27 protein-coding genes are annotated in these 22,714 nt (G+C 65.6%); 18 read left to right on the top strand and 9 right to left on the bottom strand.

Translation table 11 applies throughout. From position 1 onward, the window contains the following. Positions 1 to 25 precede the first annotated feature (25 nt). From nhaA to AAFN46_RS02335, 3 genes are all read right to left on the bottom strand, one after another. Positions 26 to 1,351 (bottom strand): Na+/H+ antiporter NhaA, encoded by a 1,326-nt coding sequence (gene nhaA / locus AAFN46_RS02345; RefSeq protein WP_347807084.1) that lies wholly within the window; start codon positions 1,349 to 1,351, stop codon positions 26 to 28. A gap of 250 nt (positions 1,352 to 1,601) precedes the next feature. Next, on the bottom strand, positions 1,602 to 1,787 hold the full coding sequence (locus AAFN46_RS02340; protein ID WP_347807083.1) for a hypothetical protein: 186 nt from the start codon (positions 1,785 to 1,787) through the stop codon (positions 1,602 to 1,604). A 42-nt stretch (positions 1,788 to 1,829) separates the two neighbouring features. Further along, positions 1,830 to 2,045, bottom strand: coding sequence for a general stress protein CsbD (locus tag AAFN46_RS02335; RefSeq protein ID WP_347807082.1), 216 nt, complete (start codon positions 2,043 to 2,045; stop codon positions 1,830 to 1,832). A gap of 226 nt (positions 2,046 to 2,271) precedes the next feature. On the opposite strand from AAFN46_RS02335, the gene AAFN46_RS02330 reads away from it, so the two are divergent. The 3 genes from AAFN46_RS02330 to AAFN46_RS02320 all read left to right on the top strand — a co-directional run bounded on the left by AAFN46_RS02330 (position 2,272) and on the right by AAFN46_RS02320 (position 3,125). Beyond that, complete coding sequence (locus AAFN46_RS02330) at positions 2,272 to 2,490, top strand: hypothetical protein (protein WP_347807081.1); 219 nt, start codon at positions 2,272 to 2,274, stop codon at positions 2,488 to 2,490. Beyond that, positions 2,487 to 2,699 carry a CsbD family protein gene (locus AAFN46_RS02325; protein WP_347807080.1) on the top strand — a complete coding sequence of 71 codons (213 nt, stop codon included), beginning with the start codon at positions 2,487 to 2,489 and terminating at the stop codon, positions 2,697 to 2,699. Before AAFN46_RS02330 ends, AAFN46_RS02325 begins: the two co-directional genes overlap by 4 nt. Before the next feature lie 267 nt (positions 2,700 to 2,966). Further along, the gene (locus tag AAFN46_RS02320; protein ID WP_347807079.1) at positions 2,967 to 3,125 is read left to right on the top strand and encodes a DUF3309 domain-containing protein; all 159 of its coding nucleotides are present in this window, start codon (positions 2,967 to 2,969) and stop codon (positions 3,123 to 3,125) included. Positions 3,126 to 3,173: 48 nt separating this feature from the next. Here AAFN46_RS02320 and AAFN46_RS02315 read toward each other — a convergent pair whose 3' ends face one another. After that, on the bottom strand, positions 3,174 to 3,689 hold the full coding sequence (locus AAFN46_RS02315; RefSeq protein ID WP_347807078.1) for a hypothetical protein: 516 nt from the start codon (positions 3,687 to 3,689) through the stop codon (positions 3,174 to 3,176). Positions 3,690 to 3,882: 193 nt separating this feature from the next. On the opposite strand from AAFN46_RS02315, the gene AAFN46_RS02310 reads away from it, so the two are divergent. After that, positions 3,883 to 4,614 (top strand): alpha/beta fold hydrolase, encoded by a 732-nt coding sequence (locus tag AAFN46_RS02310; protein ID WP_347807077.1) that lies wholly within the window; start codon positions 3,883 to 3,885, stop codon positions 4,612 to 4,614. A 9-nt stretch (positions 4,615 to 4,623) separates the two neighbouring features. Here the strand turns inward: AAFN46_RS02310 and AAFN46_RS02305 are convergent, their stop codons facing one another. Further along, a complete protein-coding gene (locus AAFN46_RS02305; RefSeq protein WP_347807076.1) occupies positions 4,624 to 4,833 on the bottom strand; it encodes a hypothetical protein in 210 nt (69 codons plus the stop codon). A gap of 238 nt (positions 4,834 to 5,071) precedes the next feature. On the opposite strand from AAFN46_RS02305, the gene AAFN46_RS02300 reads away from it, so the two are divergent. Genes AAFN46_RS02300 through AAFN46_RS02290 form a run of 3 tightly spaced genes read left to right on the top strand, consistent with a single transcriptional unit; the run spans position 5,072 to position 7,806 of the window. Continuing rightward, entirely contained in the window at positions 5,072 to 5,290 is a 219-nt protein-coding gene (locus AAFN46_RS02300; RefSeq protein WP_347807075.1) for a hypothetical protein, read from the top strand. Further along, positions 5,287 to 5,706, top strand: coding sequence for a hypothetical protein (locus AAFN46_RS02295; protein WP_347807074.1), 420 nt, complete (start codon positions 5,287 to 5,289; stop codon positions 5,704 to 5,706). Before AAFN46_RS02300 ends, AAFN46_RS02295 begins: the two co-directional genes overlap by 4 nt. Positions 5,707 to 5,748: 42 nt before the next feature. Beyond that, positions 5,749 to 7,806 (top strand): diguanylate cyclase, encoded by a 2,058-nt coding sequence (locus tag AAFN46_RS02290; protein WP_347807073.1) that lies wholly within the window; start codon positions 5,749 to 5,751, stop codon positions 7,804 to 7,806. 37 nt (positions 7,807 to 7,843) lie between these two features. Here AAFN46_RS02290 and AAFN46_RS02285 read toward each other — a convergent pair whose 3' ends face one another. The 4 genes from AAFN46_RS02285 to pobA all read right to left on the bottom strand — a co-directional run bounded on the left by AAFN46_RS02285 (position 7,844) and on the right by pobA (position 12,295). Beyond that, positions 7,844 to 8,329, bottom strand: a complete 486-nt coding sequence (locus tag AAFN46_RS02285) for a helix-turn-helix domain-containing protein (protein WP_347807072.1) — start codon at positions 8,327 to 8,329, stop codon at positions 7,844 to 7,846. Between the two features lie 367 nt (positions 8,330 to 8,696). Further along, positions 8,697 to 9,425, bottom strand: a complete 729-nt coding sequence (locus AAFN46_RS02280) for a Crp/Fnr family transcriptional regulator (RefSeq protein ID WP_347807071.1) — start codon at positions 9,423 to 9,425, stop codon at positions 8,697 to 8,699. A gap of 354 nt (positions 9,426 to 9,779) precedes the next feature. After that, positions 9,780 to 10,709 (bottom strand): malate dehydrogenase, encoded by a 930-nt coding sequence (locus AAFN46_RS02275; protein ID WP_347807070.1) that lies wholly within the window; start codon positions 10,707 to 10,709, stop codon positions 9,780 to 9,782. 398 nt (positions 10,710 to 11,107) lie between these two features. After that, positions 11,108 to 12,295 carry a 4-hydroxybenzoate 3-monooxygenase gene (gene pobA, locus AAFN46_RS02270; RefSeq protein ID WP_347807069.1) on the bottom strand — a complete coding sequence of 396 codons (1,188 nt, stop codon included), beginning with the start codon at positions 12,293 to 12,295 and terminating at the stop codon, positions 11,108 to 11,110. A 150-nt stretch (positions 12,296 to 12,445) separates the two neighbouring features. On the opposite strand from pobA, the gene AAFN46_RS02265 reads away from it, so the two are divergent. From AAFN46_RS02265 to pcaC, 11 genes are all read left to right on the top strand, one after another. After that, positions 12,446 to 13,318: a helix-turn-helix domain-containing protein gene (locus tag AAFN46_RS02265; protein ID WP_347807068.1), complete on the top strand. Its 873-nt coding sequence runs from the start codon at positions 12,446 to 12,448 to the stop codon at positions 13,316 to 13,318. Then, positions 13,315 to 14,244, top strand: a complete 930-nt coding sequence (pcaQ, locus tag AAFN46_RS02260) for a pca operon transcription factor PcaQ (protein ID WP_347807067.1) — start codon at positions 13,315 to 13,317, stop codon at positions 14,242 to 14,244. The genes AAFN46_RS02265 and pcaQ overlap by 4 nt, the downstream gene beginning before the upstream one ends. A gap of 120 nt (positions 14,245 to 14,364) precedes the next feature. Further along, positions 14,365 to 15,084 carry a protocatechuate 3,4-dioxygenase subunit beta gene (pcaH, locus tag AAFN46_RS02255; protein ID WP_347807066.1) on the top strand — a complete coding sequence of 240 codons (720 nt, stop codon included), beginning with the start codon at positions 14,365 to 14,367 and terminating at the stop codon, positions 15,082 to 15,084. Between the two features lie 11 nt (positions 15,085 to 15,095). Beyond that, entirely contained in the window at positions 15,096 to 15,689 is a 594-nt protein-coding gene (gene pcaG / locus AAFN46_RS02250) for a protocatechuate 3,4-dioxygenase subunit alpha (RefSeq protein WP_347807065.1), read from the top strand. 102 nt (positions 15,690 to 15,791) lie between these two features. Beyond that, positions 15,792 to 16,622 (top strand): IclR family transcriptional regulator, encoded by an 831-nt coding sequence (locus AAFN46_RS02245; RefSeq protein WP_347807064.1) that lies wholly within the window; start codon positions 15,792 to 15,794, stop codon positions 16,620 to 16,622. A 127-nt stretch (positions 16,623 to 16,749) separates the two neighbouring features. Then, positions 16,750 to 17,601, top strand: a complete 852-nt coding sequence (locus AAFN46_RS02240) for a CoA transferase subunit A (protein ID WP_347807063.1) — start codon at positions 16,750 to 16,752, stop codon at positions 17,599 to 17,601. Continuing rightward, positions 17,601 to 18,383: a CoA-transferase subunit beta gene (locus tag AAFN46_RS02235; protein ID WP_347807062.1), complete on the top strand. Its 783-nt coding sequence runs from the start codon at positions 17,601 to 17,603 to the stop codon at positions 18,381 to 18,383. The genes AAFN46_RS02240 and AAFN46_RS02235 overlap by 1 nt, the downstream gene beginning before the upstream one ends. Continuing rightward, the gene (pcaF, locus tag AAFN46_RS02230; protein WP_347807061.1) at positions 18,380 to 19,585 is read left to right on the top strand and encodes a 3-oxoadipyl-CoA thiolase; all 1,206 of its coding nucleotides are present in this window, start codon (positions 18,380 to 18,382) and stop codon (positions 19,583 to 19,585) included. The genes AAFN46_RS02235 and pcaF overlap by 4 nt, the downstream gene beginning before the upstream one ends. A 303-nt stretch (positions 19,586 to 19,888) precedes the next feature. After that, a complete protein-coding gene (locus AAFN46_RS02225) occupies positions 19,889 to 21,250 on the top strand; it encodes a 3-carboxy-cis,cis-muconate cycloisomerase (protein ID WP_347807060.1) in 1,362 nt (453 codons plus the stop codon). 9 nt (positions 21,251 to 21,259) lie between these two features. Next, on the top strand, positions 21,260 to 22,048 hold the full coding sequence (gene pcaD, locus AAFN46_RS02220; RefSeq protein WP_347807059.1) for a 3-oxoadipate enol-lactonase: 789 nt from the start codon (positions 21,260 to 21,262) through the stop codon (positions 22,046 to 22,048). A gap of 229 nt (positions 22,049 to 22,277) precedes the next feature. After that, a complete protein-coding gene (gene pcaC / locus AAFN46_RS02215; RefSeq protein ID WP_347807058.1) occupies positions 22,278 to 22,667 on the top strand; it encodes a 4-carboxymuconolactone decarboxylase in 390 nt (129 codons plus the stop codon). The last annotated feature ends 47 nt before the right edge of the window (positions 22,668 to 22,714 follow it).

Raw genomic sequence — 22,714 nt, 5'->3', positions numbered from 1 at the left:
CTGAAGACTAGCGGCTCGCACCCTATCAGCGATGATGCCGAGAGCCTGGCCCGGAAATGACCAGCAGCAATGAAATGCCGGCCAGGGCGGCGAAGATGGAGGCGCCGACAATTCCCAGTTTGGCGCTGTCGATCAGGCTGGCGGGATATGCCAGGTTGGCGATGAACAACGCCATGGTGAAGCCGATACCCGCCAGCAGCCCACCGCCGGTCAGCAGCCCCCAGTGGAGCTCGGGAGGACGAGTGGCGATGCCCAAGCGCAGCGCCAGCCAACTCAAGGCCAGAACACCGAGGGGTTTGCCCAGGACGAAACCGGAAAACACCGCGAGGGTGATGGAGTTGCCGATACCCACTAGGGACAGCGGCAGCCCCGCGTTAGCCAGGGCAAACAGGGGCATGATGACGAAGCCGACCCAGGGGTGCAGGCCAAGCTCCAAGCGCTCCACCGGTGACAGCGATTCCCGCGTGGCAATCTCGGCGGCCAGTAATGACTTGCGATCCTGGGTGACCCCACTGCCTTGGGCGCCGGGGTGGGCAATGACCTGACTGAGGATGGCATAGAGGCGCTTATCGCTGACCCAGCGGCGCGCCGGCGTCATCAGGCCGAGGATCACGCCAGTGATGGTTGCGTGTACTCCAGACGCATCTATCACGACCCAGATCAGTCCCCCCATCAGGAAGTACAGCGGAAAACTCCGGAAGCCCGCCAGGGACATACCGCGCACCGTGGCCAGGCCGAACGCCGCCAGCGCCAGCATGGCCCAGGAGATATGGGCGTTGTAGCCGATGGCGACGACAAGAATGGCGCCGATATCATCGATGATCGCCAGCGACAGCATGAACACGCGCAGGCTGTGTGGAATGCGTGATCCGAGAAGAGCCAGGCAACCTATGACGAAGGCCGTGTCAGTCGCCATGACCGTTCCCCAGCCCTGTGCTCCAGGCTGGTCATGCTGCAGTGTCCAATAGATCATGGCGGGCATCATCATGCCGCCTAGCGCAGCGGCAATCGACAGGGCGGCCCGGCGCGGACTGCTCAGCTCACCGAGCACCAGCTCGCGCTTCAGCTCCAGGGCGACCAGGAAGAAGAACAGCGTCATCGCGGCGTCGTTGATCCAGTCTTTCAAGGATCGCGCATATTCCAGCGAGCCGATCCGCAAACCGCCCTCGATTTCCCAGAGTTCCAGGTAAGCAGGCGCCCACGGCGAGTTGGACGCTACCAGTGCGATCAGCGTGGCCAGCAGCAGAACACCGGCAACAGCCGTCTCGACTTGCAGGAAGCGCACGAATGGCTTGGCCAGCCGGTCCGTCAGCACCCTGGGAAGCTGCATGAGTTGACGATCTTCGTTCATGGCAAGGATGTCGATTAGCGCCTAGGCATGTTTCTTTTGCTGCCCAGACCGGCGTAGATGTAGGAAGGCGGTCGGCTCCTTGTAACGCGCCGGCGCCACTGTGCCGAAGAAAACTGCTGATCGTGCGCCTGTCCGCCAGTGCTCATAGTCCCGCTACGCCGTCTGACACCGGGATCACTACCCACAAGGGCGATCATCCTGGGGAGGCCGCCACTTTCGGCCATAGCTGCACCTGATGCCTGGGCATCTCTCAGGATACGTGTCGGAGATTGATCAGATCCTGGCCGGCGTTGTGCAGCGCGTGGTAGCGATTGATGTTGAAGAGGGAAGCATAGTGGTAGTGCACAGTGGCGGTGTCGGTTGGCGGACTGCTGCGCAGGGTAATGTTGATGATGTTGCCTGATTCGCATGAGACGGCGAAATAGGAGAAGAGCATGGAACTGCCTCCTGGCCGGCGTGTCCGGCGCAGCACGAGTGGTCAGGTGGTGCGGTGCCGCTCGAAGAAGCTCATGACCTGCTTCTGCGCATCCTCACGCGGCATGTCGTAGCGCTGCTGCACCAGGTCAGTCAGCTGCTGGGCATCGCCCTGGGTTCGAATCAGCTCCTCCAGGGTCAGTTCGTCCCAGGCAATCAGCGCCAGGCCGGCCAGGTGGCGCCACTTCCGGTGGATGATGTCAGCCAGTGTATTGCTCATGTGCTGGAGTCCTGTGTGCCGGTGCGGCCACTGGTGCGGATGGATGCCACCAGTCTCGTGGCTGCAGCTCACCCTGTCGGTGCGTTACCCCACCTAGGCATGGACGGGCTGCGCCGCTTGCCTGGACCTAAGCGTGCTGGCGCACAGACGCCTTGCAGCCGGGCTGTCATCGTCGGCCCTCGGTGTCGCGCCATCTCGCCGGCACCGCACCCAGCAAGAGGTCACCATGAACAAGCCTATCGATTCACAGGTCTCCAAGACGCCGACCAAGCAGGCCCAGCAGCCCCCCAAAGGCACGGCCAGCCATAATCCGCCGCTCAGCAAGGCCACCCCGAATCCGCAGAGGCCGGGTGAGGCCCAGGCGCTCAATAAGGACGGCCAGCCGCAGCAGAAGCTCGCCCAGGGTGAAGCCCAGGCCGCCAGGCAGGAGCGCAACAAGTCATGAGTCTGCCTAGCACCGGTACCCTCAAGGGCCTGTGGCGGCAGCAGGTCGGCGCCGCCAAAATCACCTGGGGCAAGCTGACCGAGGATGAACTGTTGCAGTCCGAAGGGCAGGCGCAAAAGCTGGCCGGCCTGCTGCAACAGCGCTATGCCATGACCCGCGACGAAGCAGAAAAGCAGGTCAAGAGCTTCCTGGAAAGAAACCAACTGTGATGTCAGCCAAGCCGTCGTCCGATGGGCGGCGGTGCGGTTTTAGCGTGCCCAGGCGAGCCATAGCAGGCCGCCACATACGCGAGGGCCCGAAGCACCCTGCTGTTTGGGTCACCTGCCTGCCACGGCCCGTGTACAGCGCAAAGGTGAAGTATGTGCGCCTGCGTACAGAGCAACTGTGCTTGTGCGCCCATGCTGGAGGCATGCAGAGCGACGGTCATGGACCGCCCCTGCCGAACCCGCCACTCACTCGCGCACAAGGAGACTGCCATGAGCCTGGGCACCCTACTGCTGATCGTGCTGATCCTGTCGATGGTCGGCGCCTACCCCTCCTGGCCACACAGCCGCAGCTGGGGTTACTGGCCCACCAGCGGCCTGGGGCTGGTGACGGTCATCGTCCTGATCCTGCTACTGCTCGGGCTAATCTGAGCCTGCGGCGGTGCACATGGGCCGCCCCAGTTATATTGGCCATTGCCTCTATGCGTGCCGTTCGCTCCGCATATCGGTGTCGCTGCACAACTCCGCCGAGGCTTTCATTACTTCATGGGCTATGGCCGTTTCGGATGCGCTATGGGTCTGCGCCACCAGTAGCACATCATCTTCGTCACTGGCCCAGGTGGATTGCCAAAGAGTGGCCGCGCCCGTCATGCAGCCAAGAACCGCCCCGGCAAGGATGAGCCCGCCGAGCCGCATGACAGGGCCGAGCGGCAGCAGCCAGGCACTCCACGGGCCGCCTTCGCCAAGCAGCACTACCTCCAGCAATAGGCCAAGAACGGCACCAATGGCCATTCCGCTGATGCCGTAGGTGAGTATGTTGCCCAGTCGTGCCGGGCCGCTGCCCGCTGGCCGGGAAGTCGCCGGGCCGTTGCTGTTGGCAGCGATGATCTGCAGTTGCTCGCGGCGCAGGCCGCTCCTTAACAATTGTGCCAGACCGGCTTCGGCGCGGGCGCGCCGCAGGTAGAAGCCCGAGACATGGTGCTGATAACTGTGCATGGTGCCGCTCCCGATCGAATAACCGTACAAGACGGTGGTGGCTCCAGCCTAGGCCGCCCCGGCTTGGCGGTCTGTGCGCTCGCCAACGCTGCGTGCGCTAGCGAACGGTGGTGGCAGCCCTGTGGGGCCAAGGTGGAGGTCAGCGCCCGCAGGTGGCGTGCGTTGATGCGTCATCGACTGAGGAGGCAATTCCATGAACACGCCGCATCTACTGTTTCTACCGGGGCTGCTCTGCGATGGGCGGCTGTGGCGGCACCAGGTCGAGGCGCTTGCCGGGCGAGCACATATCACGCACGCCGATCTGACAAAGTCCGACTCCATTGCCGAATTGGCGAGCCAGGTGCTGGCGCAAGCGCCAGAGCAGAGCTTTGCCCTGGCGGGATTTTCCCTGGGCGGCTATGTGGCGCTGGAAATCATGCGCCAGGCCCCCCATCGCGTGTTCGCGCTAGCGCTGCTGGATACCAGTGCGCATGCTGACAGCGCCGAGGATAAGCAGGCACGATTAGAGCTGATAAGCCAGGCCGGGCATGACTTTCCTTCCGTGGTCGCCGCCCTGCCGTTCGGCTTGCTACACCCCAGGCATCTTCAGGACAGGGCTTTGGTGAATGAGGTCATGGCGATGGCCGAGCACCTCGGCGCGGCAGTCTTCATACGCCAGCAACGGGCCATGCTTGGGCGTTTGGACAGCCGCGCGAGTCTCGGGAAGATCGCGTGCCCTACCCTATTGCTGTGTGGGCTCCAAGACCTGGTGACGCCGCCCGCGCTGCATGTGGAGATGCAGGCGTCCATCGAGGGAGCGCAACTGGCGCAAATCGAGGAGTCGGGACATCTGACGCCGATGGAGCAGCCACAACGCGTATCCAGCAATCTCAAGCACTGGCTGCAGGCGCTGCATCGGCCGCTGCCACGGAAACTGGCGGGCTGAGCATGGCATTCAGAAAAGCAGTTGCCAGATTTCGGCATTGTCCAGCTCTTCGAGGCTGACATGCAGCGACTTGCCATGCAGCGGGGTCAGCTCGCAGCGGCGGGTCGACTCGAAGAGGCTTGCGTAGTGCACGCCATTCAGCCTGTTCAGGTACAGCCGCAGAGGCTGGTATTGCGCATCAATGTGCAGGGCGGAGGTGTATTCGACTGAGCCATTCATGGGGTGGCCTGCTGCGGCAACTACCGCTGTGGTGTGTTTCAGTCTGGCGCCAGGACGTTGGTGCGGTCTGTACGCAGGCGAACGCTGATCCACGCCGGCTATGCACGACCTGCCTTAAGGGGTGGCACAGTGCCTGTGCCTATGCGTGGCAGCGTACCGACAGGAAGGGGCGCCGCTGTCATGGTCAGGTCTACTGGCAAGCCACCAGCCTGCCCATCGCCCCCAAGAGGAGGCCCATATGCACAAGCCCAATAGAACAGATAGGCCGGCTGAGTCAGTTGTGCACCCGCAACCTGCAGAGCCTGATTTCACCGAGCCGAGTGGCGACAAGGTCACCCACCTGCCACCGCCAGACACCGAAGACGATATGCGGGAGGCGCCTGACACCGCCAATCCGTGGAACGCTCTGCGCGATGACCTGCGCCCCGCCCTGGACGATCCGGGAGCCACGCCATGAGGCTCCAGCGCCCGCAGACCGGCAACGCCAAGAGGCCCAGTCGAGGCCAGGCCGTGGCCCTGAAAAGGGCCGGGAAGGATGCTGGACGGTGCATCGGTGACCAGTCGCAGGAGCACTTCGCGTTATCGGGCGAGAAGGGCGGTGAAGCAGGGGCCAGTGCTCTGGGAACGCGCATGATCTGCCTGGCAAACCTTAATGGAGAACAACGGAGCGCACCCAGCCGCAGCGGGCCAATGGCCGCGTCATCCCGAGCGCTAGTGCTCGCCTTTGGCCTTGCCATGGCGATGCTTGCAGTCACCACACTGATGACAGCCCTGACGCTGCCACACCAGGCCGAGGTAACCCTACGCCAGGAGCAGGTCGTTATCTCGCAGCATCTCCAGAGCAGTGACGGGGAGCTGATTCGCCGCAAGTGATCGGTTCGATGCGTCTTTCCGGGTTGTACTGAGGAATGCCCGATGAGTGAACACATTCTGATTGCCACGGCGGATGAGCCTACTTATCGCCGACTGCATGGAATGCTCGACCGGGAGGAGGGACGTGTTTTATCCGACGAACGCGTTGGCTCTCTAGGCGCGACTGTTGCGCGGCTTAAACAAGGGCCGGTGGACGCCATACTGCTCGATCTGGAGCTGCCCGGCAGCGCGGGTTTAGCGGGCCTGCAGCTTGTACGCGCAGCGGCCCCGCGACTTCCGGTGGTGTTGCTCTGCACGGCAAACAGCGAGCACCTGGCACGGCAAGCCCTGCAGCGGAATGCGCAGGGCTATCTGCGCAAGGACCAGAATGCCGACCATCTGTTGGCTCAGGTGCTGGGTGGCTGTATCCGCCTGGGGCACCAGCAGAAGTTACGGAGACGGGCGGAGGCCACGCTCGAATCGATTGGCGATGCCGTCATTACCACGGATATGCTGGGATCCGTCGACTATCTCAACTGCGCCGCCGAGGCCATGACCGGCTGGTCGCGCGGAGAGGCCATGGGGCAGCCCATCGAGCGCGTCATGCCGCTGCTTGGCAGCAGCACCGAGGGCGATGTACCTAACCTGGTCTTGCGCGCACTGCAGCAGGGTCGTCCCCAGGGCATGGACGTCGGCATGCTGCTGGTTCGGCGTGATGGCACGCAAGTGGCGATCGAGGATTCCGTGGCACCGATCATCGGCCTTGGCGGCCACATCAGTGGCGCGGTAGTGGTGTTCCACGATGTTACCGAGGCGCGTTCAAGATCCGTGCACCTGGCCTATCTGGCCCAACATGATTTCCTCACGCGTCTGCCCAACCGGGTACTGCTCAATGACCGTATTTCCCAGGCTATCAGCCTGGCGCAGCGCAACGGGCACTCGACCACCCTGATGTTCCTCGACCTGGACAACTTCAAGCTGATCAACGACTCCTTTGGCCATGCCAGTGGCGACCAGTTGCTGCAGGCGGTGGCGCAGCGTCTTTCAGACTGCGTTCGCGGATCGGATACGGTCTGCCGCAATGGCGGCGATGAGTTTGTCGTCCTCCTGGCAGAGGGGCATAGCCAGCACGACGCCAGCGTTGCCGCGCAGAAGATCCTCGCCGCCCTGGCCCAGCCACACCAGATTGGCCAGCAAGAGGTTCAGGTCACTAGCAGCATCGGCATCAGTGTCTATCCGGCTGATGCCACAGATGCCAAGAGCCTGTTAAAGCATGCCGATCTGGCCATGTATCACGCCAAGCAGGCGGGGCGGAACAACTATCAGTTCTTTCACGAGGGCATGAACGAGCAAACGCTAGAGCAGCAACCTGCAGAACAAAACCTGGAGCCCGCCCAGCAGCGGCACGAGCGGGTGCTCTACTACCGGCCCAGGGTCGATTTGGCAACCGGCGGCACTGTCGGCGCGGAAGCCATGCTGGGTTGGCGGCACTCCGATCATGGCCTGCTCATGGCCAACAGCTTCGTATCCCTGGCCGAAGCATCGGGGCTCATCGTACCGATTGGCAAATGGCGCCTACGCGAAGCCTGCGCGCAGGCCCGAGCCTGGCAGCAGCAAGGTCTCGCCAGCGTGACAGTCAACCTGACTGCCAGCGAACTCTGCCACCCCAACACCGTTCCAGGGGTAAGCACCAGCTTGCACGCGACCAGATTGCCCCCGAAGCGTCTGCAGCTGGCCATCAGCGAGACCGAGCTGATGCACGATTTCGCGACCTGCGCCATGGCCTTGTGGCAACTCAAGGTACTGGGCGTGCGATTGGAACTGACCGGCTTCGGCATAGGCGGCTGTAGTCTGCACGAGCTGCTGGAGCTGCCTTTCGATGCGTTGAGGATCAACAGGTCGCTCACCCAGCTCATAGGCAAAGGCGACAGCAAGAGCTCCATCCCGGGCGCCCTGATGGCCCTGGCCGCCCGACTCAACCTCCAGGTCATCGCCGATGGCGTGGAAACCCAGGTGCAGCTGGATCTGCTCAAGGCGGAGCGCTGCGCCGAAGCTCAAGGCCTACTGTTCGGCAAGGCGCTCTCTGCCCTCGCCTTCACCAGGCGGCTGGTTGCGGGTTAAGCAGCACAACAGGGTTCGATCCCCTGGTGTGCCTGGATCAGCCCTGGGTAGCTGCAGTGAACAGGCGGGCATAGCTTTCGCGCATCGCCGCGTAACACTCGCAGGCAGCCCGCTGCAGACCCGCGTGGTCAAGGATGGTGATGTGGCCGCGACGGTATTGGATCAACCCGCGCGCTTGCAGTGCCCCCGCGGCGATGGTCACGCCACTGCGGCGCACGCCGAGCAGGTCGGCCAGGTAGGCATGGGTCAGGTAGAAGCTGTCGGCATGGCTGCAATCCGCCGTCATCAGCAACCAGCGCGCGAGGCGTGGTTCGACCTCATGGAAGCGCCCACAGACAGCAGCCTGGGCCCACTGGGTCAGCAGCAGGTAGAGATAGCGTTTGAGCGTTTGCCGCAGGCGCGGACAGTGGTTCAACTCCAGGCGCAACTGACGGGGGCTTATGCGCAGGGCCCAGCCGCCACTCTGCACCACCGCACGACAGGGGGCAGTGGCAATATCCAGCGCCAGGGTAGCGCCGAGCATGCCTTCTCTCCCGATCACGCCTAGCCCCAGAGGCCGCTACGGTCCCAGGCTGAATACCAATGCAATAACCGCGTCGAGTGGAAAGTATGGGTGTTGCAGCGGTTGGTTCGGCTCGCAGAGGGTGTCGCCGGCGCTAAGCCAGACACTGTGACAATGCCGCCTCAGGCGCTGGCGCTCCTTCTGCGGCAGAGCGGCGAGGAGCCTGTTCGAAATGACGCGTGCGTGATCGCTTGGCATCTCGGTGCCCGCAGCACTGGGGGTGCCAAGGATGGCGGGGGAGTGGTACTGGGCAGTCCCGTTAGCCAAGTCTGACCAATCGCCTCTCCGGCTTCTGTTCGTTAGAACACGCAGGCCCCGCTTGAAGCGCTTACTGCCCAGAGCCCTCCAGCCTATATGGCAGCAGCCGGTCGGTTTCGCGCTTGACCACGGCGTAGCACTCGCAGCTCAACTCTTCGAGCTTTTGCCGATCCAGCACGGTGATATGCCCACGGTTGTACTCGATCACGCCCGCACGCTGGAGCTTGCCCGCCGCTTCGGTAACCCCCTCGCGGCGCACACCGAGCATGTTGGCAATCAGCTCCTGGGTCATGGTCAGGCGGTTGTTTGGCAGGCGATCCAGCGATAGCAGAAGCCAACGACACAGCTGCTGGTCGATCTGGTGGTGACGGTTGCACACGGCGGTCTGGGCCATCTGGGTTATCAGCGCCTGGGTATAGCGCAACATCAGCGTGAGCAATTCACCATGGCGGTTGAACTCGTCCTTGAGGCGCTGCCCCGGCAGTCGGTAGGCGTGCCCCGCGCTCTGCACTATGGCTCGGCTTGGAGTGCTCTCGCCCCCCATGAACAGCGCGACGCCCACCAGCCCTTCGTTGCCGACCACGGAAATCTCGGCCGATGCGCCGCTCTCCATCACATACAGCAGCGAGACAATGGCGTCGGTGGGGAAATAGACATGTCGCAACGTGTCGCCGGACTCGTAGAGCACCTTGCCCAAAGGCAAGAAGACCTTATCCATGTGCGGGAGAAGACGTAGCTGCACCTCTGCGGAGAGGGCCGCCAGCAGGTGATTCTGTTGCGGTGTAATGACTTCGGCCATCATAGCCTCCCGCCCTCGACAGGGCATGTGTAACGGCCACGGGTTGCCTGTCGGTGTAGTCTACTTCGTCGGATACCGCACACAGCGCAAGCTGACAGCATCCAAGTCAACCCGCTTTGGGCTATCCATACGCGGCCGCCCTACTATGTGGGCCATGAAAAGCCGTGCGGTCCAGGGCGATCTTGGCTTTGGTCACCAGCTAGTCCAGTTCGCTGCGCGTGGCCACCAGCGCCGGGGCCACGATCATGCGGCCGCCGGTGGCGCGGATGATCAGGCCCTCAGGAAAAGGGACGGACTTACTATAGGGCAAGTTGGCTCCTGCCCCATGCTCCCTGCGCCCCTCAGATACCCCGCTCACAAAGCCTTCATTTCAGCAATATCACGCGCCACCTGGTCTGCAGAGTGGTCGAACATCGCCTGCTCCTGCGCATCCAGGGGCAACTCGATCACCCGCACAATGCCTTTCTCTGCCAGCACGCAGGGGACACCCATGGCGATATCTTTGCGGCCGTACTCGCCCTCGAGAATCGCGACCGTCGGCAAAATGCGGTTTCGCCCGTTGGCGATGGCATCCACCATCTGTGCAATCGCCACGCCCGGCGCGTCGCAGGCGCTGCCCAGCTTCTTCAGGCCGAGAATCTCGCCGCCGCCCTTACGCGTGCGCTCCACGATCCGCTCTATCTGCTGGCTGGACAGGAAGTGCGACAGCGGCACCGAGCCGACCGCGCAGTAGCGCATCAGCGGCACCATGCTATCGCCATGCCCGCCCAGCACCAGCGCCGTGATGTCCCGAGCGGAGAACCCTGTCTCCTCGGCGATGAAGCACTTCATGCGTGCCGTATCCAGCACTCCCGCCTGGCCGAACACCCTGTCGCGGCTCTTCCCGCTGAGGCTCCAGGCCCGATAGGTCAGCACGTCGACCGGGTTCGACACCACCAGCACCGTGGCCGCCGGGGCATGGCGATTAATATCCCGCATGATGCCGTCGAGAATGGGCAGATTGATGCTCAATACATCCTGGCGCGACTGGCCGGGCTTGCGGGGCACGCCCGCGGTTATCACCACCAGCTCGGAATCCTGCAGCAGTTCGGCATTGGCGCCGCCGTATACCCTGGTGTCGGAACCCGACTCGACGGCCGCCTGCCAGACGTCCAGCGCCTTGCCCTGAGCCAGCTCACCCTGCACATCAACCAGCGCCAGCTCATGGCAGTACTCTTCCCGGGCGATGATCTGGGCCGCAGCCTCACCCACCATGCCGACACCCACGATCGATAGCTTGTTCATCTCACACCTCCCTGCGGCGCGCGGCCACTTGTGCAGAGAAGTATTGCCCGCTGACACGAAAAGGCCACCCGAAGGTGTAATGCTGTCCGCTTAGCGGCATCACGGACTGTTCTTGGTTCGGGTCTGTTGTTCTCCCTCTCCCCCTGGGAGAGGGCCGGGGTGAGGGCCAGGCAACGAGTAGGCGATAGTCCCTCACCCCCAGCTCTCTCCCGGCGGGAGAGGGGAGCGCTCTCAAGGCACAAGCCAGAAAAACGCCGCGGCTCTGTAAAGAGGTCGCGGCGTTTTCTGAACAGCATGACACCCGAGGGTGGCCTGAGCCGACGACGGGGCGGCTCATGAACCTTGCGCTCTGCCGCCTGGCGACTATCTCGGCTCTGCTGCGCGGGTGGGCCGCTCGGTCAGTCGTCAATCGCCTCGTAGGGCAACCCCACATAGTTCTCGGCGATGGTCCTGCGCCCGGCCTCGGAGCCGACGAAGTAGTCCAGCTCGGTCTGCTGCATGCGCTGGCTGAAGTCGTCGGTGCCGGGGAATCTGTGCAGCATCGAGGTCATCCACCAGGAGAAGCGCTCGGCCTTCCAGATGCGTTTCAGGCACAGCTGCGAGTAGCGCTCCAGCAGGTCGCTGCGGCCTTCGCGGTAGACCCTGAGCAGGAGGCGGTACAGGGTGCTGACGTCGCTGGCGGCCAGGTTCAGGCCCTTGGCGCCGGTGGGCGGGACTATGTGCGCGGCGTCGCCGACCAGGAACAGGTGGCCGTACTGCATGGGCTCGACCACGTAGCTGCGCAGCGGGGCGATGCTCTTCTCGATGGCGGGGCCGGTGACCAGCCGGGCGGCGGTGTCGGCCGGCAGGCGGCGCTTGAGTTCCTCCCAGAAGCGCTCGTCGGACCAGTCCTCGACCTTCTCCTCGGCGCCGACCTGCACGTAGTAACGGGTGCGGGTGGGCGAGCGCATGCTGCACAGGGCGAAGCCGCGTGCGTGGTTGGCGTAGATCAGCTCTTCGCTGACCGGCGGGGTGTCGGCCAGCACGCCCAGCCAGCCGAACGGGTAGATTCGCTCGAACTCCTTGAGCACGCCGGCGGGGATGGACTTGCGCGACACGCCGTGGAAGCCGTCGCAGCCGGCGATATGCTCGCAGTCCAGGCGCACGCGCTCGCCGTTGAGGGTGAAGGTGATATGGGGCCTGTCGCCCTTGAGGTCGTGCGGCTGGGCGTCGCTGACGTTGTAGAGGGTGGTGGCGCCGCTGGCCTGGCGCGCCTCCATGAGGTCGCGGGTGACTTCGGTCTGGCCGTAGATCATCACCGTCTTGCCGCCGGTGAGTCCGTGCAGATCGATGCGTTCGCGGCGGCCGTCGAAGGCCAGTTCGAAGCCGTCGTGCACCAGGCCTTCGCGGTCCATGCGCGCGCCGACGCCGGCCTCGCGTAGCAGGTCGACCATGCCCTGTTCCAGCACGCCGGCGCGGATGCGGCCGAGCACGTACTCGGGGCTCTGGCGTTCGATGATCAGGTTGTCGATGCCGGCCTTGTGCAGCAGCTGGCCGAGCAGCAGGCCGGACGGACCGGCGCCGATGATGGCGACTTGAGTCTTCATGGTCATTGACCTCATTGTCGCGTTGCCAGGGCAGGCGCCCGGAACGCTGTTGTTATTGGCTCCTGTATTTTTGGTGGATGAAATCCGCCGTAGAAGGCAATATCCAATAAATTGCATGGACTTTTCGTGGGTAAATTCGGCTGCCTATAGATGCACAAGACGCCCGCTCCGAATCCTGTTCCGGTGTTCCAGCTGTACGGCGAGACCCACGCCTGGCCGATGCCGGACCCCATCCACTGCGAGTCGATTCCCGCGCGCAGCAGCCTGTACGACTGGGAGATTCGTCCGCATCGGCATGCCGGTCTGGTGCAGCTGCTCTACGTGCACAGCGGCGAGGCCGAGCTGGAGGTGGAGGGCGTGGTCACCCGCGTGCGCGAGGCGACCCTGCAGGTCAGTCCGCCGCTGTGCGTGCATGGCTTTCGCTTCAATGCGCAGATCGACGGCTATGTGCTGAGCCTGGCCCAACCCTTTGCCGAGGAGCTGGCGCGCCTGCTCGACAGCGCCGTGCTGGAGCAACCGCAGTGCTATGCGGCGGGCGAGGACGAGCGCTACCTGAGCACATTGTTCGAGTCCATCGACCGCGAATACGCGCGCCATGAGCCGGGCCGGGAGCTGATGCTGCGCTCGCTGGTCAGCGCGCTGCTGGTCTGGCTCAGCCGCCGCCACCTGCAGGCCAGCCACGGGGCCGGCGCCGCGCTGGATCGCGGCCGCGAGCATCTGCAGGCGTTTCGCCGCCTGGTCGAGGCGCACTTTCGCGAGCACCTGCCCATCGAGCAGTACGCCCAGCGGCTGGGCATCAGCGCGGCGCATCTCAATGCCCTGTGCCGGCGCCTGGCCGGGGTCTCGGCGCTGCAGCTGATCAACCAGCGCCTGCTGCTGGAGGCCAAGCGCAACCTGGTTTACACCGGCATGACGGTGCAGGAGGTCTCCGACCAGCTGGGCTTCTCCGAGCCGGCGTATTTCTCGCGCTTCTTCAAGCGCGGCACCGGGCAGTCGCCCAAGGCGTTTCGGGAGCACCGATGAACATCGACAAGCGCATCAAGTTTCGTCACCTGCAGTGCTTTCTCGAAGTGGCCCGCCTGGGCAGCCTGGCGCGCGCCGCCGACCGCCTGGCGGTGAGCCAGCCGGCGGTGTCCAAGACCCTCAAGGAGCTGGAGGAAGTGCTGGCCGCGCAGCTGTTCGAGCGCGGCAAGGGCGGTGCGACCCTGACCGAGGCGGGCGTGGCTTTCCTGCGCTATGCCGGGCCCTGCGTGCAGGCGCTGCGCGAGGGGGTGGAGAGCCTGCGCGGCGGCGAGTACCAGGCCAGCAGCGTGCGCCTGGGCGTGCTGTCCACCGCCGAGGCGGCCTTCCTGCCGGAAGTGGTGCGGCGCCTGCACGAGCGCCACTCGGCGCTGGTGCTCAGCGTGGTCACCGGGCCCAGCGCGCACCTGCTGTCGCAGCTGCGGGTGGGCGAGCTGGAGCTGGTGGTCGGGCGCATGACCGACAGCCCGGAGATTCAGGGCCTGACCTTCGAGCACCTGTACAACGAGCCGCTGACCCTGGTGGTGCGCGCCGGCCATCCGCTGCTGGGCCGGCCGTTCGACGCGGCGGCGCTGGAGGACTATCCGCTGGTGCTGCCCACGGCCGGCACCACCATTCGCAAGCGCATCGACAGCCTGTTCGTCGAACACGGCCTGCGCTTGCCGCTGCGGCGTCTGGAGACCCTGTCGCTGAGCCTGAGCCGGCGCTATGTCGACGACAGCGACGCGCTGTGGGTGGCGCCGACCGATGCCGTGCGCGGCGCCCTGGCCTGCGGCGAGCTGGTCGAGTTGGCGCCGCAGCTGCGCGAGGCCGGCGGCTCGGTGGGCATCTGCAGCAACGCCGCCTTGCCGTTGGCGCTGGGGGCGCACTGGTGTCAGGAGGTGCTGCGCGAAGTCGGGCGCGAGTATCGCGAGGGCACTTATCCATAACCATTTGGTTATGTTTTTGCGGCGCCTTTTCAATATTCAGAAGGGGCAGTGCGGCGGAAACTGCGGAGCACCTGCCTGATGACCCGCAGGCTCCCATAACTCCAACGACAGGAGGCCGCCATGTCCGAACTGGACACCCGCCGTTTCGTCATTCGCGACCGCAACTGGCACCCGAAAGCCCTGACACCCGACTACAAGACCTCCATCGCCCGCTCGCCGCGCCAGGCGCTGGTGAGCATTCCGCAGTCCATCTCGGAAAGCACCGGGCCGGACTTCTCGCACCTGAAGATGGGCGAGTACGACAACGACCTGCTGCTCAACTTCGCCACCGGCAGCCTGCCGATCGGCGAGCGCATCATCGTTGCCGGGCGGGTGATGGACCAGTACGGCAAGCCGGTGCCGCACACCCTGGTAGAAATGTGGCAGGCCAACGCCGGCGGCCGCTACCGGCACAGGAACGACCGCTACCTGGCGCCGCTCGACCCCAACTTCGGCGGTGTCGGCCGGGCGCTGACCGATAGCGCAGGCAACTACCTGTTCCGCACCATCAAGCCCGGCCCTTACCCCTGGCGCAACGGGCCGAACGACTGGCGCCCGGCGCATATCCACTTCTCCATCAGCGGCCCGTCGATCTCCAGCAAACTGGTCACCCAGCTGTATTTCGAGGGCGACCCCCTGATCCCGATGTGCCCCATCGTCAAGTCGATCGCCAACCTGGAGGCGGTGCAGAGCCTGATCGCCAGGCTCGACATGGGCATGGCCAACCCCATGGACTGCCTGGCCTACCGCTTCGACATCGTGCTGCGCGGCCAGCGCCAGACGCACTTCGAAAACCGCTGAGGAGCCCGCCCATGCCCGTTCAATTGCTGCCCGAAACCCCTTCGCAGACCGCCGGCCCCTACGTGCACATCGGCCTGGCCCTGGATGCCGCCGGCAACCCGCCGCGGCCGCAGGAAATCTGGAACCAGCTGGCCAAACCGGATGCACCGGGCGAGCACATCCTGCTGCTCGGTAACGTCTACGACGGCAACGGCCACCTGGTGCGCGATGCCTTCCTCGAGGTCTGGCAGGCCAACCACGAGGGCGTCTACGACAGCGCCTTCGATCTGGAAAAACCCTTCAACGGTTTCGGCCGCACCGCCACCACCTTCGAGGCCGGCGAGTGGACGCTGCAGACGGTCAAGCCGGGCGTGGTCAACAACGCCGCCGCGCCGCATATCAACGTCGCGCTGTTCGCCCGGGGCATCAATATCCACCTGCACACGCGCATCTACTTCGAGGACGAGGCCGAGGCCAACCGGCGCGACCCGGTGCTCAACCTGATCGAGCAGCCGCAGCGCCGCGAGACCCTGATCGCCAAGCGCTGCGAGCTGAACGGCAAGCCGGCCTACCGTTTCGATATCCGCATCCAGGGGGAAGGGGAAACCGTCTTCTTCGACTTCTAGGGCGAGCGGGCGCGGCCCGTGACGGCGAGGTCGATTGCGACTATCGGCCACCCGCTCGATAATCGAACGCGATTCACCACCTCTGCGGCAGGACAGCAGCACATGAGCGATGAACCGCGTCACCTGGCTCCTCCTATCGTGGCTTCGCCGGCCAAGCGCATCGACGCGCTGACCGGCGACCCCAACTTCATGACCTCGCTGGCCCGTGGCCTGGCGGTGATCCATGCCTTCCAGGAGCGCAAGCGTCACCTGACCATCGCCCAGATCAGCCACCGCACCGAGATCCCTCGCGCCGCCGTGCGCCGCTGCCTGCACACCCTGCTCAAGCTGGGCTATGTCACCAGCGACGGGCGCACCTATTCGCTGTTGCCCAAGGTGCTGACCCTGGGCCATGCCTACCTGTCGTCGACGCCGCTGGCGGTCACCGCCCAGCCGATCCTCGACCGCATCAGCGAGCAGCTGCACGAGGCCTGCTCGATGGCCACCCTGGAGGGCGACGAGATTCTCTATATCGCCCGCTCGGCCACCCCGCAGCGCCTGATCTCGGTGGACCTCAGCGTGGGCAGCCGCCTGCCGGCCTACTGCACCTCGATGGGGCGCATTCTCCTGGCCGGCCTGGACGACCCGGCGCTGGAGGACTACCTGGCCAGCGCCGATCTGCAGATCAAGACCAGCCGCACCCTGCACACCGCCGAGGCGCTGCGCGCCAATATCGCCGAGATCCGCCAGCAGGGCTGGGTGATAGTCGACCAGGAGCTGGAAATGGGCCTGCGCTCCATCGCCGTGCCGCTCAGGGACTCGGCCGGGCAGGTGCTGGCGGCGCTGAACGTCGGCACCCACGTCGGCCGGGTCTCCCGCCAGGAGCTGGAGCGCCGCTTCCTGCCGGTGCTGCTGGAGGCGAGCAGGGAGCTGAGTACCCGGCTGTTTCACTGAGGGGGTCTGCGGGAAACTGTGTTCGATAAACGAACATATAGACGATTATCGAATTGTTTGCTGATCGGGTGGGCGATACCTTCTGGCTCGGCGCATGCCTGCGCCTCGTCACCTCCAGGACTTCCCCATGGCCGAACTTATTTCCCTGCGCGAAGCCGTCGAGCGCTTCGTCCACGACGGCGACAGCGTCGCCCTCGAAGGCTTTACCCACCTGATTCCGACGGCTGCCGCCCACGAGCTGATCCGCCAGAACAAGAAAGACCTGACCCTGGTGCGCATGACCCCGGACCTGGTCTACGACCTGCTGATCGGTGCCGGCTGCGCCAGGAAGCTGATCTTCTCCTGGGGCGGCAACCCCGGCGTCGGCTCGCTGCATCGCCTGCGCGACGTGGTGGAGAAGGGCTGGCCGCATGCCCTGGAAATCGAGGAGCACAGCCACGCGGCCATGGCCAACGCCTATGTCTCCGGCGCTTCCGGCCTGCCGTTCGCCGTGCTGCGCGGCTACCAGGGCTCCGACCTGGTCAAGGTCAACCCGCGCATCAAGTTCGTCGAGTGCCCGTTCACCGGCGAGAAGCTGGCCGCCGTGCCGAGCGTGCGTCCGGACGTCACCGTGATCCACGCGCAGAAGGCCGACCGCCAGGGCAACGTGCTGATCCAGGGCATTCTCGGCGTGCAGAAGGAGGCCGCCCTGGCCGCCAAGCGCTGCATCGTCACGGTCGAGGAGATCGTCGACGACCTGCAGGCGCCGATGAACGCCTGCGTGCTGCCGACCTGGGCCATCAGCGCCGTCTGCGTGGTGCCCGGCGGTGCCCATCCGTCCTATGCCCACGGTTACTACGAGCGCGACAACCGCTTCTACCAGGCCTGGGACCCGATTGCCCGCGACCGCGACAGCTTCACCGCCTGGATCGACGAGTACATCCGTGGCACCGAGGATTTTGCGCAATTCCAGGCGAAGCTGAACGGGGAGGCCCAGTGATGAGCGAGTTCACCACCCATGAAATGATGACCGTGGCCGCCGCGCGCCGCCTCGGCAATGGCAGCGTCTGCTTCGTCGGCATCGGCCTGCCGTCCAAGGCCGCCAACCTGGCCCGTCTGACCCACGCCCCGGAAGTGGTGCTGATCTACGAATCCGGCCCGATCGGCGCCAAGCCGAGCGTGCTGCCGCTGTCCATCGGCGACGGCGAGCTGGCCGAGACCGCCGACACCGTGGTGCCCACCGGCGAGATCTTCCGTTACTGGCTGCAGGGCGGGCGCATCGACGTCGGCTTCCTCGGCGCGGCCCAGGTCGACAAGTACGGCAACATCAACACCACGGTGATCGGTGACTACCACCAACCCAAGGTGCGCCTGCCGGGCGCCGGCGGCGCGCCGGAAATCGCCGGTAGCGCGAAGAAGGTGCTGATCATCCTCAAGCAGGGCCATCGCACCTTCGTCGACAAGCTGGCCTTCGTCACTTCCGTCGGCCACGGCGAAGGCGGCGACCACCGCAAGCGCCTGGGCCTGCCGGGCGACGGCCCGGTGGCGATCATCACCGACCTGTGCATCATGGAGCCGGAAGCCGGCAGCAACGAATTCATCGTCACCTCGCTGCACCCGGGCGTGACCCGCGAGCAGGTGATCGAGAACACCGGCTGGCAGATCCGCTTCGCCGACGCGGTGACCACCACCGACGCGCCCAGGGCCGAGGAACTGGCCGCCCTGCGCGACCTGGAAGCGCGCACCGCCGCTGCCCACGGGCAGAAGGGGAGTGACGAATGAGCCGCGACGTCTTCATCTGCGATGCCGTGCGCACGCCCATCGGACGCTTGAATGGCGGCCTGTCCGCGGTGCGCGCCGACGATCTGGCGGCGATCCCGCTCAAGGCGCTGATCGAGCGTAACCCGCAGGTCGACTGGGCACAGCTCGATGAGGTATTCATGGGCTGCGCCAACCAGTCCGGCGAGGACAACCGCAACGTCGCGCGCATGGCCGCGCTGCTCGCCGGTCTGCCGGAAACGGTGCCGGGCGTGACCCTCAACCGCCTGTGCGCCTCGGGCATGGAGGCGGTCGGCGCGGCTTTCCGCGCCATCGCCTGCGGTGAAATGGAGCTGGCCATCGCCGCCGGCGTCGAGTCGATGACCCGCGCGCCCTATGTGATGGGCAAGGCCGACAGCGCCTTCGGCCGCGGCCAGAAACTGGAAGACACCACCCTGGGCTGGCGCTTCGTCAATCCTCTGATGAAAGAGCAGTACGGCGTCGACCCGATGCCGGTGACCGGTGACAACGTGGCCAAAGATTACGGCGTCAGCCGTGCCGACCAGGACGCCTTCGCCCTGCGCAGCCAGCGCCTCGCGGCGGCGGCCCAGGAGAGCGGTTACTACGCCGAGGAAATAGTCCCGGTGCTGATCCAGACCAGGAAAGGCGAGGTGGTGTTCGACACCGACGAGCATCCACGCGCCGACACCTGCGCCGAGGGCCTGGCCAGGCTCAAGCCGGTCAACGGCTCGGACAAGACGGTCACCGCCGGCAACGCCTCGGGCCTCAACGACGGCGCCTCGGCGATGATCCTGGCCTCGGCCGAGGCGGTGCAAAAATATGGCCTCAAGGCCCGCGCCAGGGTGCTCGGCATGGCCAGCGGCGGCGTGTTGCCGCGGGTGATGGGGGTCGGCCCGGTGCCGGCGGTGCGCAAGCTGCTGGCGCGTCTGAACCTGGATATCGCCGCCTTCGATGTGATCGAGCTGAACGAAGCCTTCGCCGCCCAGGGGCTGGCGGTGACCCGCGAGCTGGGCCTCGCCGACGACGACGCACGGGTCAACCCCAACGGCGGCGCCATCGCCCTCGGCCACCCGCTGGGCATGAGCGGCAACCGCCTGGTGCTGACCGCCGTGCATCACCTGCAGAAGACCGGCGGCAGGCTGGGCCTGGCGACCATGTGCGTCGGCGTCGGCCAGGGCCTGGCGCTGGCCATCGAAAGGGTCTAACCGCCGCTCCACCTCCCTCTCCCTCCGGGAGAGGGCCGGGGTGAGGGAATGCTGCTCACCTTGAGCATGTTCGCTTAACTCCCCTCGCCCATTTATGGGAGAGGGGCCGGGGGAGAGGGCCGATATTCCCCTCTCCCTAACCCTCTCCCCGGCGGGGAGAGGGAATACACAGCGCAGTCCTCTGCCGATCTGAGCAACATTCCGAGCCGAGGGCGCTTTTATCCCGCATAACCCTTGCACCGCTGGCCTCCAATGCCCAGCTGCTATACAACGAACCACCATCCCGACTTGCGGAGCACCGGCTTGAGCAGCCCAAGCAACCAACTTTTCGACGCCTACTTCACCCAGCCGGCCATGCGCGCGATCTTCTGCGACCGGGGCCGGCTGCAGGGCATGCTGGATTTCGAGGCCGCGCTGGCGCGGGCCGAGGCCAGTGTCGGCTTGATTCCCGCCGAGGCCATGGCGCCCATCGGCGCCGCCTGCGACGCCGAGCTGTACGACCCGGTCGAACTGGCCCAGGCCATAGCCGGCGCCGGCAACTCCGCCATTCCTCTGGTCAAGGCGCTGGGCAGGCGCGTGGCATCTGCCAGCCCCGAGGCCGAACGCTATGTGCACCTCGGCGCCACCAGCCAGGACACCATGGACAGCGGTCTGGTCCTGCAATTGCGCGCCGCCATCGAGTTGCTGGAAAGCGATCTGGCCAGGCTGGCCGACGCGCTGGCCGCGCAGGCGCAGTGTCATGCGGATACCCCGCTGGCCGGGCGCACCTGGCTGCAACAGGCCACGCCGGTCACCCTGGGCATGAAGCTGGCCGGCGTGCTGGGTGCCGTCACCCGTCACCGCCAGCGCCTGAATGAGCTCAAGCCGCGCCTGCTGGTGCTGCAGTTCGGTGGCGCCTCCGGCAGCCTGGCGGCGCTGGGTGAGCAGGCCTGGCCGGTCAGCGAGGCGCTGGCCCGCGAGCTGGGCCTGGGCCTGCCCGAACAGCCCTGGCACACCCAGCGCGATCGCCTGGCCGAGTTCGCCGGCCTGCTCGGCCTGATCGCCGGCAGCCTGGGCAAGCTCGGCCGCGACCTCAGCCTGCTGATGCAGACCGAGGCCGGCGAAGTCTTCGAGCCTTCCGCGCCGGGCAAGGGCGGCTCCTCGACCATGCCGCACAAGCGCAACCCGGTCAGCGCCGCCGTGCTGATCGGCGCGGCCACCCGCGCGCCGGGCCTGGTCGCGACCCTGCTGGCGGCGATGCCGCAGGAGCACGAGCGCAGCCTGGGCCTGTGGCATGCCGAGTGGGAAACCCTGCCGGAGCTGTGCTGCCTGGTCTCCGGTGCCTTGCAACAGGCGTTGCTGGCGGTGCCGGGGCTGGAGGTGGATGCCGCGCGCATGCGCGCCAATCTCGAACTGACCCAGGGCCTGGTGCTGGCCGAGGCGGTGAGCATCGCCCTGGCCCAGCGCATCGGTCGCGACGCCGCCCACCATCTGATCGAGCAGTGCTGCCGCCAAGCGGTGGAGCAGGGCGCTCATCTGCGCGCGGTACTGGGCGCCAATACCGAGGTCTGCGCTCAGCTTTCCGCCGCCGAGCTGGATCGCCTGCTCGATGCGGCCCATTACCTCGGTCAGGCGCGGCGCTGGGTCGAGCGCGCGGTGGCCGAACACACGCATTTTTCGCGCTAGGGGTTTTAGATGTCTGCCGTACGACTCGCCGATGGCGAACAGCACTACTTATTGGAAGGCCCGGCCGGGGCGCCGGTGCTGGTGTTGTCCAACTCGCTGGGCACCGACCTGCATATGTGGGATGCGCAGATCGCCGCCTTCACCCAGCACTTCCGGGTGTTGCGCTACGACACCCGTGGTCATGGCCAGTCTTTGGTCACGCAAGGCCCCTACAGCATCGAGCAGCTGGGCCGCGACGTGCTGGCGCTGCTGGATGCACTGGATATCGCCAAGGCCAGCTTCTGCGGCCTGTCTATGGGCGGCCTGATCGGCCAGTGGCTGGCGATCAATGCAGCGCAACGCATCGAGCGCCTGGTGTTGTGCAACACCGCCGCCAGGATCGGCGACGAGAGCGTGTGGAATCCGCGCATCGACACGGTGCTGGCCGGTGGAACCCAGGCCATGCGCGATCTGCGCGATGCCTCGATCTTGCGCTGGTTCACCGCGGGCTTCGCCGAGGCCGAACCGGCCAAGGTCGAGCCCATAGTCGGCATGCTGGCGCAGACCTCGCCGCAAGGCTATGCCGCCAACTGCGCCGCCGTGCGCGATGCCGACTTCCGCGAGCGGCTCGGCGCCATCCGCGCGCCGACCCTGATCGTCTGTGGCAGCGGCGACCCGGTGACCACCCCCGAGCACGGCCGTTTCATGCAGCAGCGCATCGTCGGCGCCGAACTGGTCGAGTTCCACGCCGCGCACCTGTCCAACGTGCAGGCCGGCGATGCCTTCGCCCGGCGCGTGCTGGACTTCCTGACGGCCTGACCGCCGCTTTTCTGTAGGAGCGAGCGCTGCTCGCGAACCCGGCCCTGCCGCCTACTGTTGTTCACATAAGAAATGGTTGGACAGGTTCAGTCCCCTCGCCCCTCAGGGGAGAGGGTTAGGGAGAGGGGAGCTAATCCTGTGCGTGCAAAGTGAACAGCATTAGGCCCTGCAGCGGGCTTTGTTCGCGAGCAGAGCTCGCTCCTACCTAGGTTCACTTCGGAGTTAACAGATGGACGAGAAAGAACGCTACGAAGCCGGCATGCAGGTGCGCCGCGCGGTGCTGGGCGACGCCCATGTCGAGCGCAGCCTGCAGAACCTGACGCCGTTCAACGAAGAGTTCCAGGAGATGATCACCCGTCATGCCTGGGGCGATATCTGGACCCGCCCGGGCCTGCCGCGCCACACCCGCAGCCTGATCACCATCGCCATGCTGATCGGCATGAACCGCGAGGGCGAGTTGAAGCTGCACCTGCGCGCCGCCAGGAGCAATGGCGTGAGCCGCGAGGAGATCAAGGAAGTGCTGATGCAGAGCGCCATCTACTGCGGCATCCCGGCCGCCAACGCCGCCTTCCACCTGGCCGAGGCGGTGTGGGACGAGCTGGGCGTGGAGTCGCTCTGATCGGCCGACTGAGCGGCTGGCGGTAGCACCGCCAGCCCGGTCAAGCG

This window comes from Pseudomonas sp. CAU 1711 (assembly GCF_039888625.1).
In the GTDB taxonomy this organism is placed as follows: domain Bacteria; phylum Pseudomonadota; class Gammaproteobacteria; order Pseudomonadales; family Pseudomonadaceae; genus Aquipseudomonas.
This window is presented reverse-complemented; position numbering and strand designations above follow the sequence as displayed.

Coding starts and splice junctions, on each gene's coding strand:
- nhaA (WP_347807084.1), bottom strand. CDS start 1,351: ATGAACGAAGATCGTCAACTCATGCAGCTTCCCAGGGTGCTGACGGAC.
- AAFN46_RS02340 (WP_347807083.1), bottom strand. CDS start 1,787: ATGCTCTTCTCCTATTTCGCCGTCTCATGCGAATCAGGCAACATCATC.
- AAFN46_RS02335 (WP_347807082.1), bottom strand. CDS start 2,045: ATGAGCAATACACTGGCTGACATCATCCACCGGAAGTGGCGCCACCTG.
- AAFN46_RS02330 (WP_347807081.1), top strand. CDS start 2,272: ATGAACAAGCCTATCGATTCACAGGTCTCCAAGACGCCGACCAAGCAG.
- AAFN46_RS02325 (WP_347807080.1), top strand. CDS start 2,487: ATGAGTCTGCCTAGCACCGGTACCCTCAAGGGCCTGTGGCGGCAGCAG.
- AAFN46_RS02320 (WP_347807079.1), top strand. CDS start 2,967: ATGAGCCTGGGCACCCTACTGCTGATCGTGCTGATCCTGTCGATGGTC.
- AAFN46_RS02315 (WP_347807078.1), bottom strand. CDS start 3,689: ATGCACAGTTATCAGCACCATGTCTCGGGCTTCTACCTGCGGCGCGCC.
- AAFN46_RS02310 (WP_347807077.1), top strand. CDS start 3,883: ATGAACACGCCGCATCTACTGTTTCTACCGGGGCTGCTCTGCGATGGG.
- AAFN46_RS02305 (WP_347807076.1), bottom strand. CDS start 4,833: ATGAATGGCTCAGTCGAATACACCTCCGCCCTGCACATTGATGCGCAA.
- AAFN46_RS02300 (WP_347807075.1), top strand. CDS start 5,072: ATGCACAAGCCCAATAGAACAGATAGGCCGGCTGAGTCAGTTGTGCAC.
- AAFN46_RS02295 (WP_347807074.1), top strand. CDS start 5,287: ATGAGGCTCCAGCGCCCGCAGACCGGCAACGCCAAGAGGCCCAGTCGA.
- AAFN46_RS02290 (WP_347807073.1), top strand. CDS start 5,749: ATGAGTGAACACATTCTGATTGCCACGGCGGATGAGCCTACTTATCGC.
- AAFN46_RS02285 (WP_347807072.1), bottom strand. CDS start 8,329: ATGCTCGGCGCTACCCTGGCGCTGGATATTGCCACTGCCCCCTGTCGT.
- AAFN46_RS02280 (WP_347807071.1), bottom strand. CDS start 9,425: ATGGCCGAAGTCATTACACCGCAACAGAATCACCTGCTGGCGGCCCTC.
- AAFN46_RS02275 (WP_347807070.1), bottom strand. CDS start 10,709: ATGAACAAGCTATCGATCGTGGGTGTCGGCATGGTGGGTGAGGCTGCG.
- pobA (WP_347807069.1), bottom strand. CDS start 12,295: ATGAAGACTCAAGTCGCCATCATCGGCGCCGGTCCGTCCGGCCTGCTG.
- AAFN46_RS02265 (WP_347807068.1), top strand. CDS start 12,446: ATGCACAAGACGCCCGCTCCGAATCCTGTTCCGGTGTTCCAGCTGTAC.
- pcaQ (WP_347807067.1), top strand. CDS start 13,315: ATGAACATCGACAAGCGCATCAAGTTTCGTCACCTGCAGTGCTTTCTC.
- pcaH (WP_347807066.1), top strand. CDS start 14,365: ATGTCCGAACTGGACACCCGCCGTTTCGTCATTCGCGACCGCAACTGG.
- pcaG (WP_347807065.1), top strand. CDS start 15,096: ATGCCCGTTCAATTGCTGCCCGAAACCCCTTCGCAGACCGCCGGCCCC.
- AAFN46_RS02245 (WP_347807064.1), top strand. CDS start 15,792: ATGAGCGATGAACCGCGTCACCTGGCTCCTCCTATCGTGGCTTCGCCG.
- AAFN46_RS02240 (WP_347807063.1), top strand. CDS start 16,750: ATGGCCGAACTTATTTCCCTGCGCGAAGCCGTCGAGCGCTTCGTCCAC.
- AAFN46_RS02235 (WP_347807062.1), top strand. CDS start 17,601: ATGAGCGAGTTCACCACCCATGAAATGATGACCGTGGCCGCCGCGCGC.
- pcaF (WP_347807061.1), top strand. CDS start 18,380: ATGAGCCGCGACGTCTTCATCTGCGATGCCGTGCGCACGCCCATCGGA.
- pcaD (WP_347807059.1), top strand. CDS start 21,260: ATGTCTGCCGTACGACTCGCCGATGGCGAACAGCACTACTTATTGGAA.
- pcaC (WP_347807058.1), top strand. CDS start 22,278: ATGGACGAGAAAGAACGCTACGAAGCCGGCATGCAGGTGCGCCGCGCG.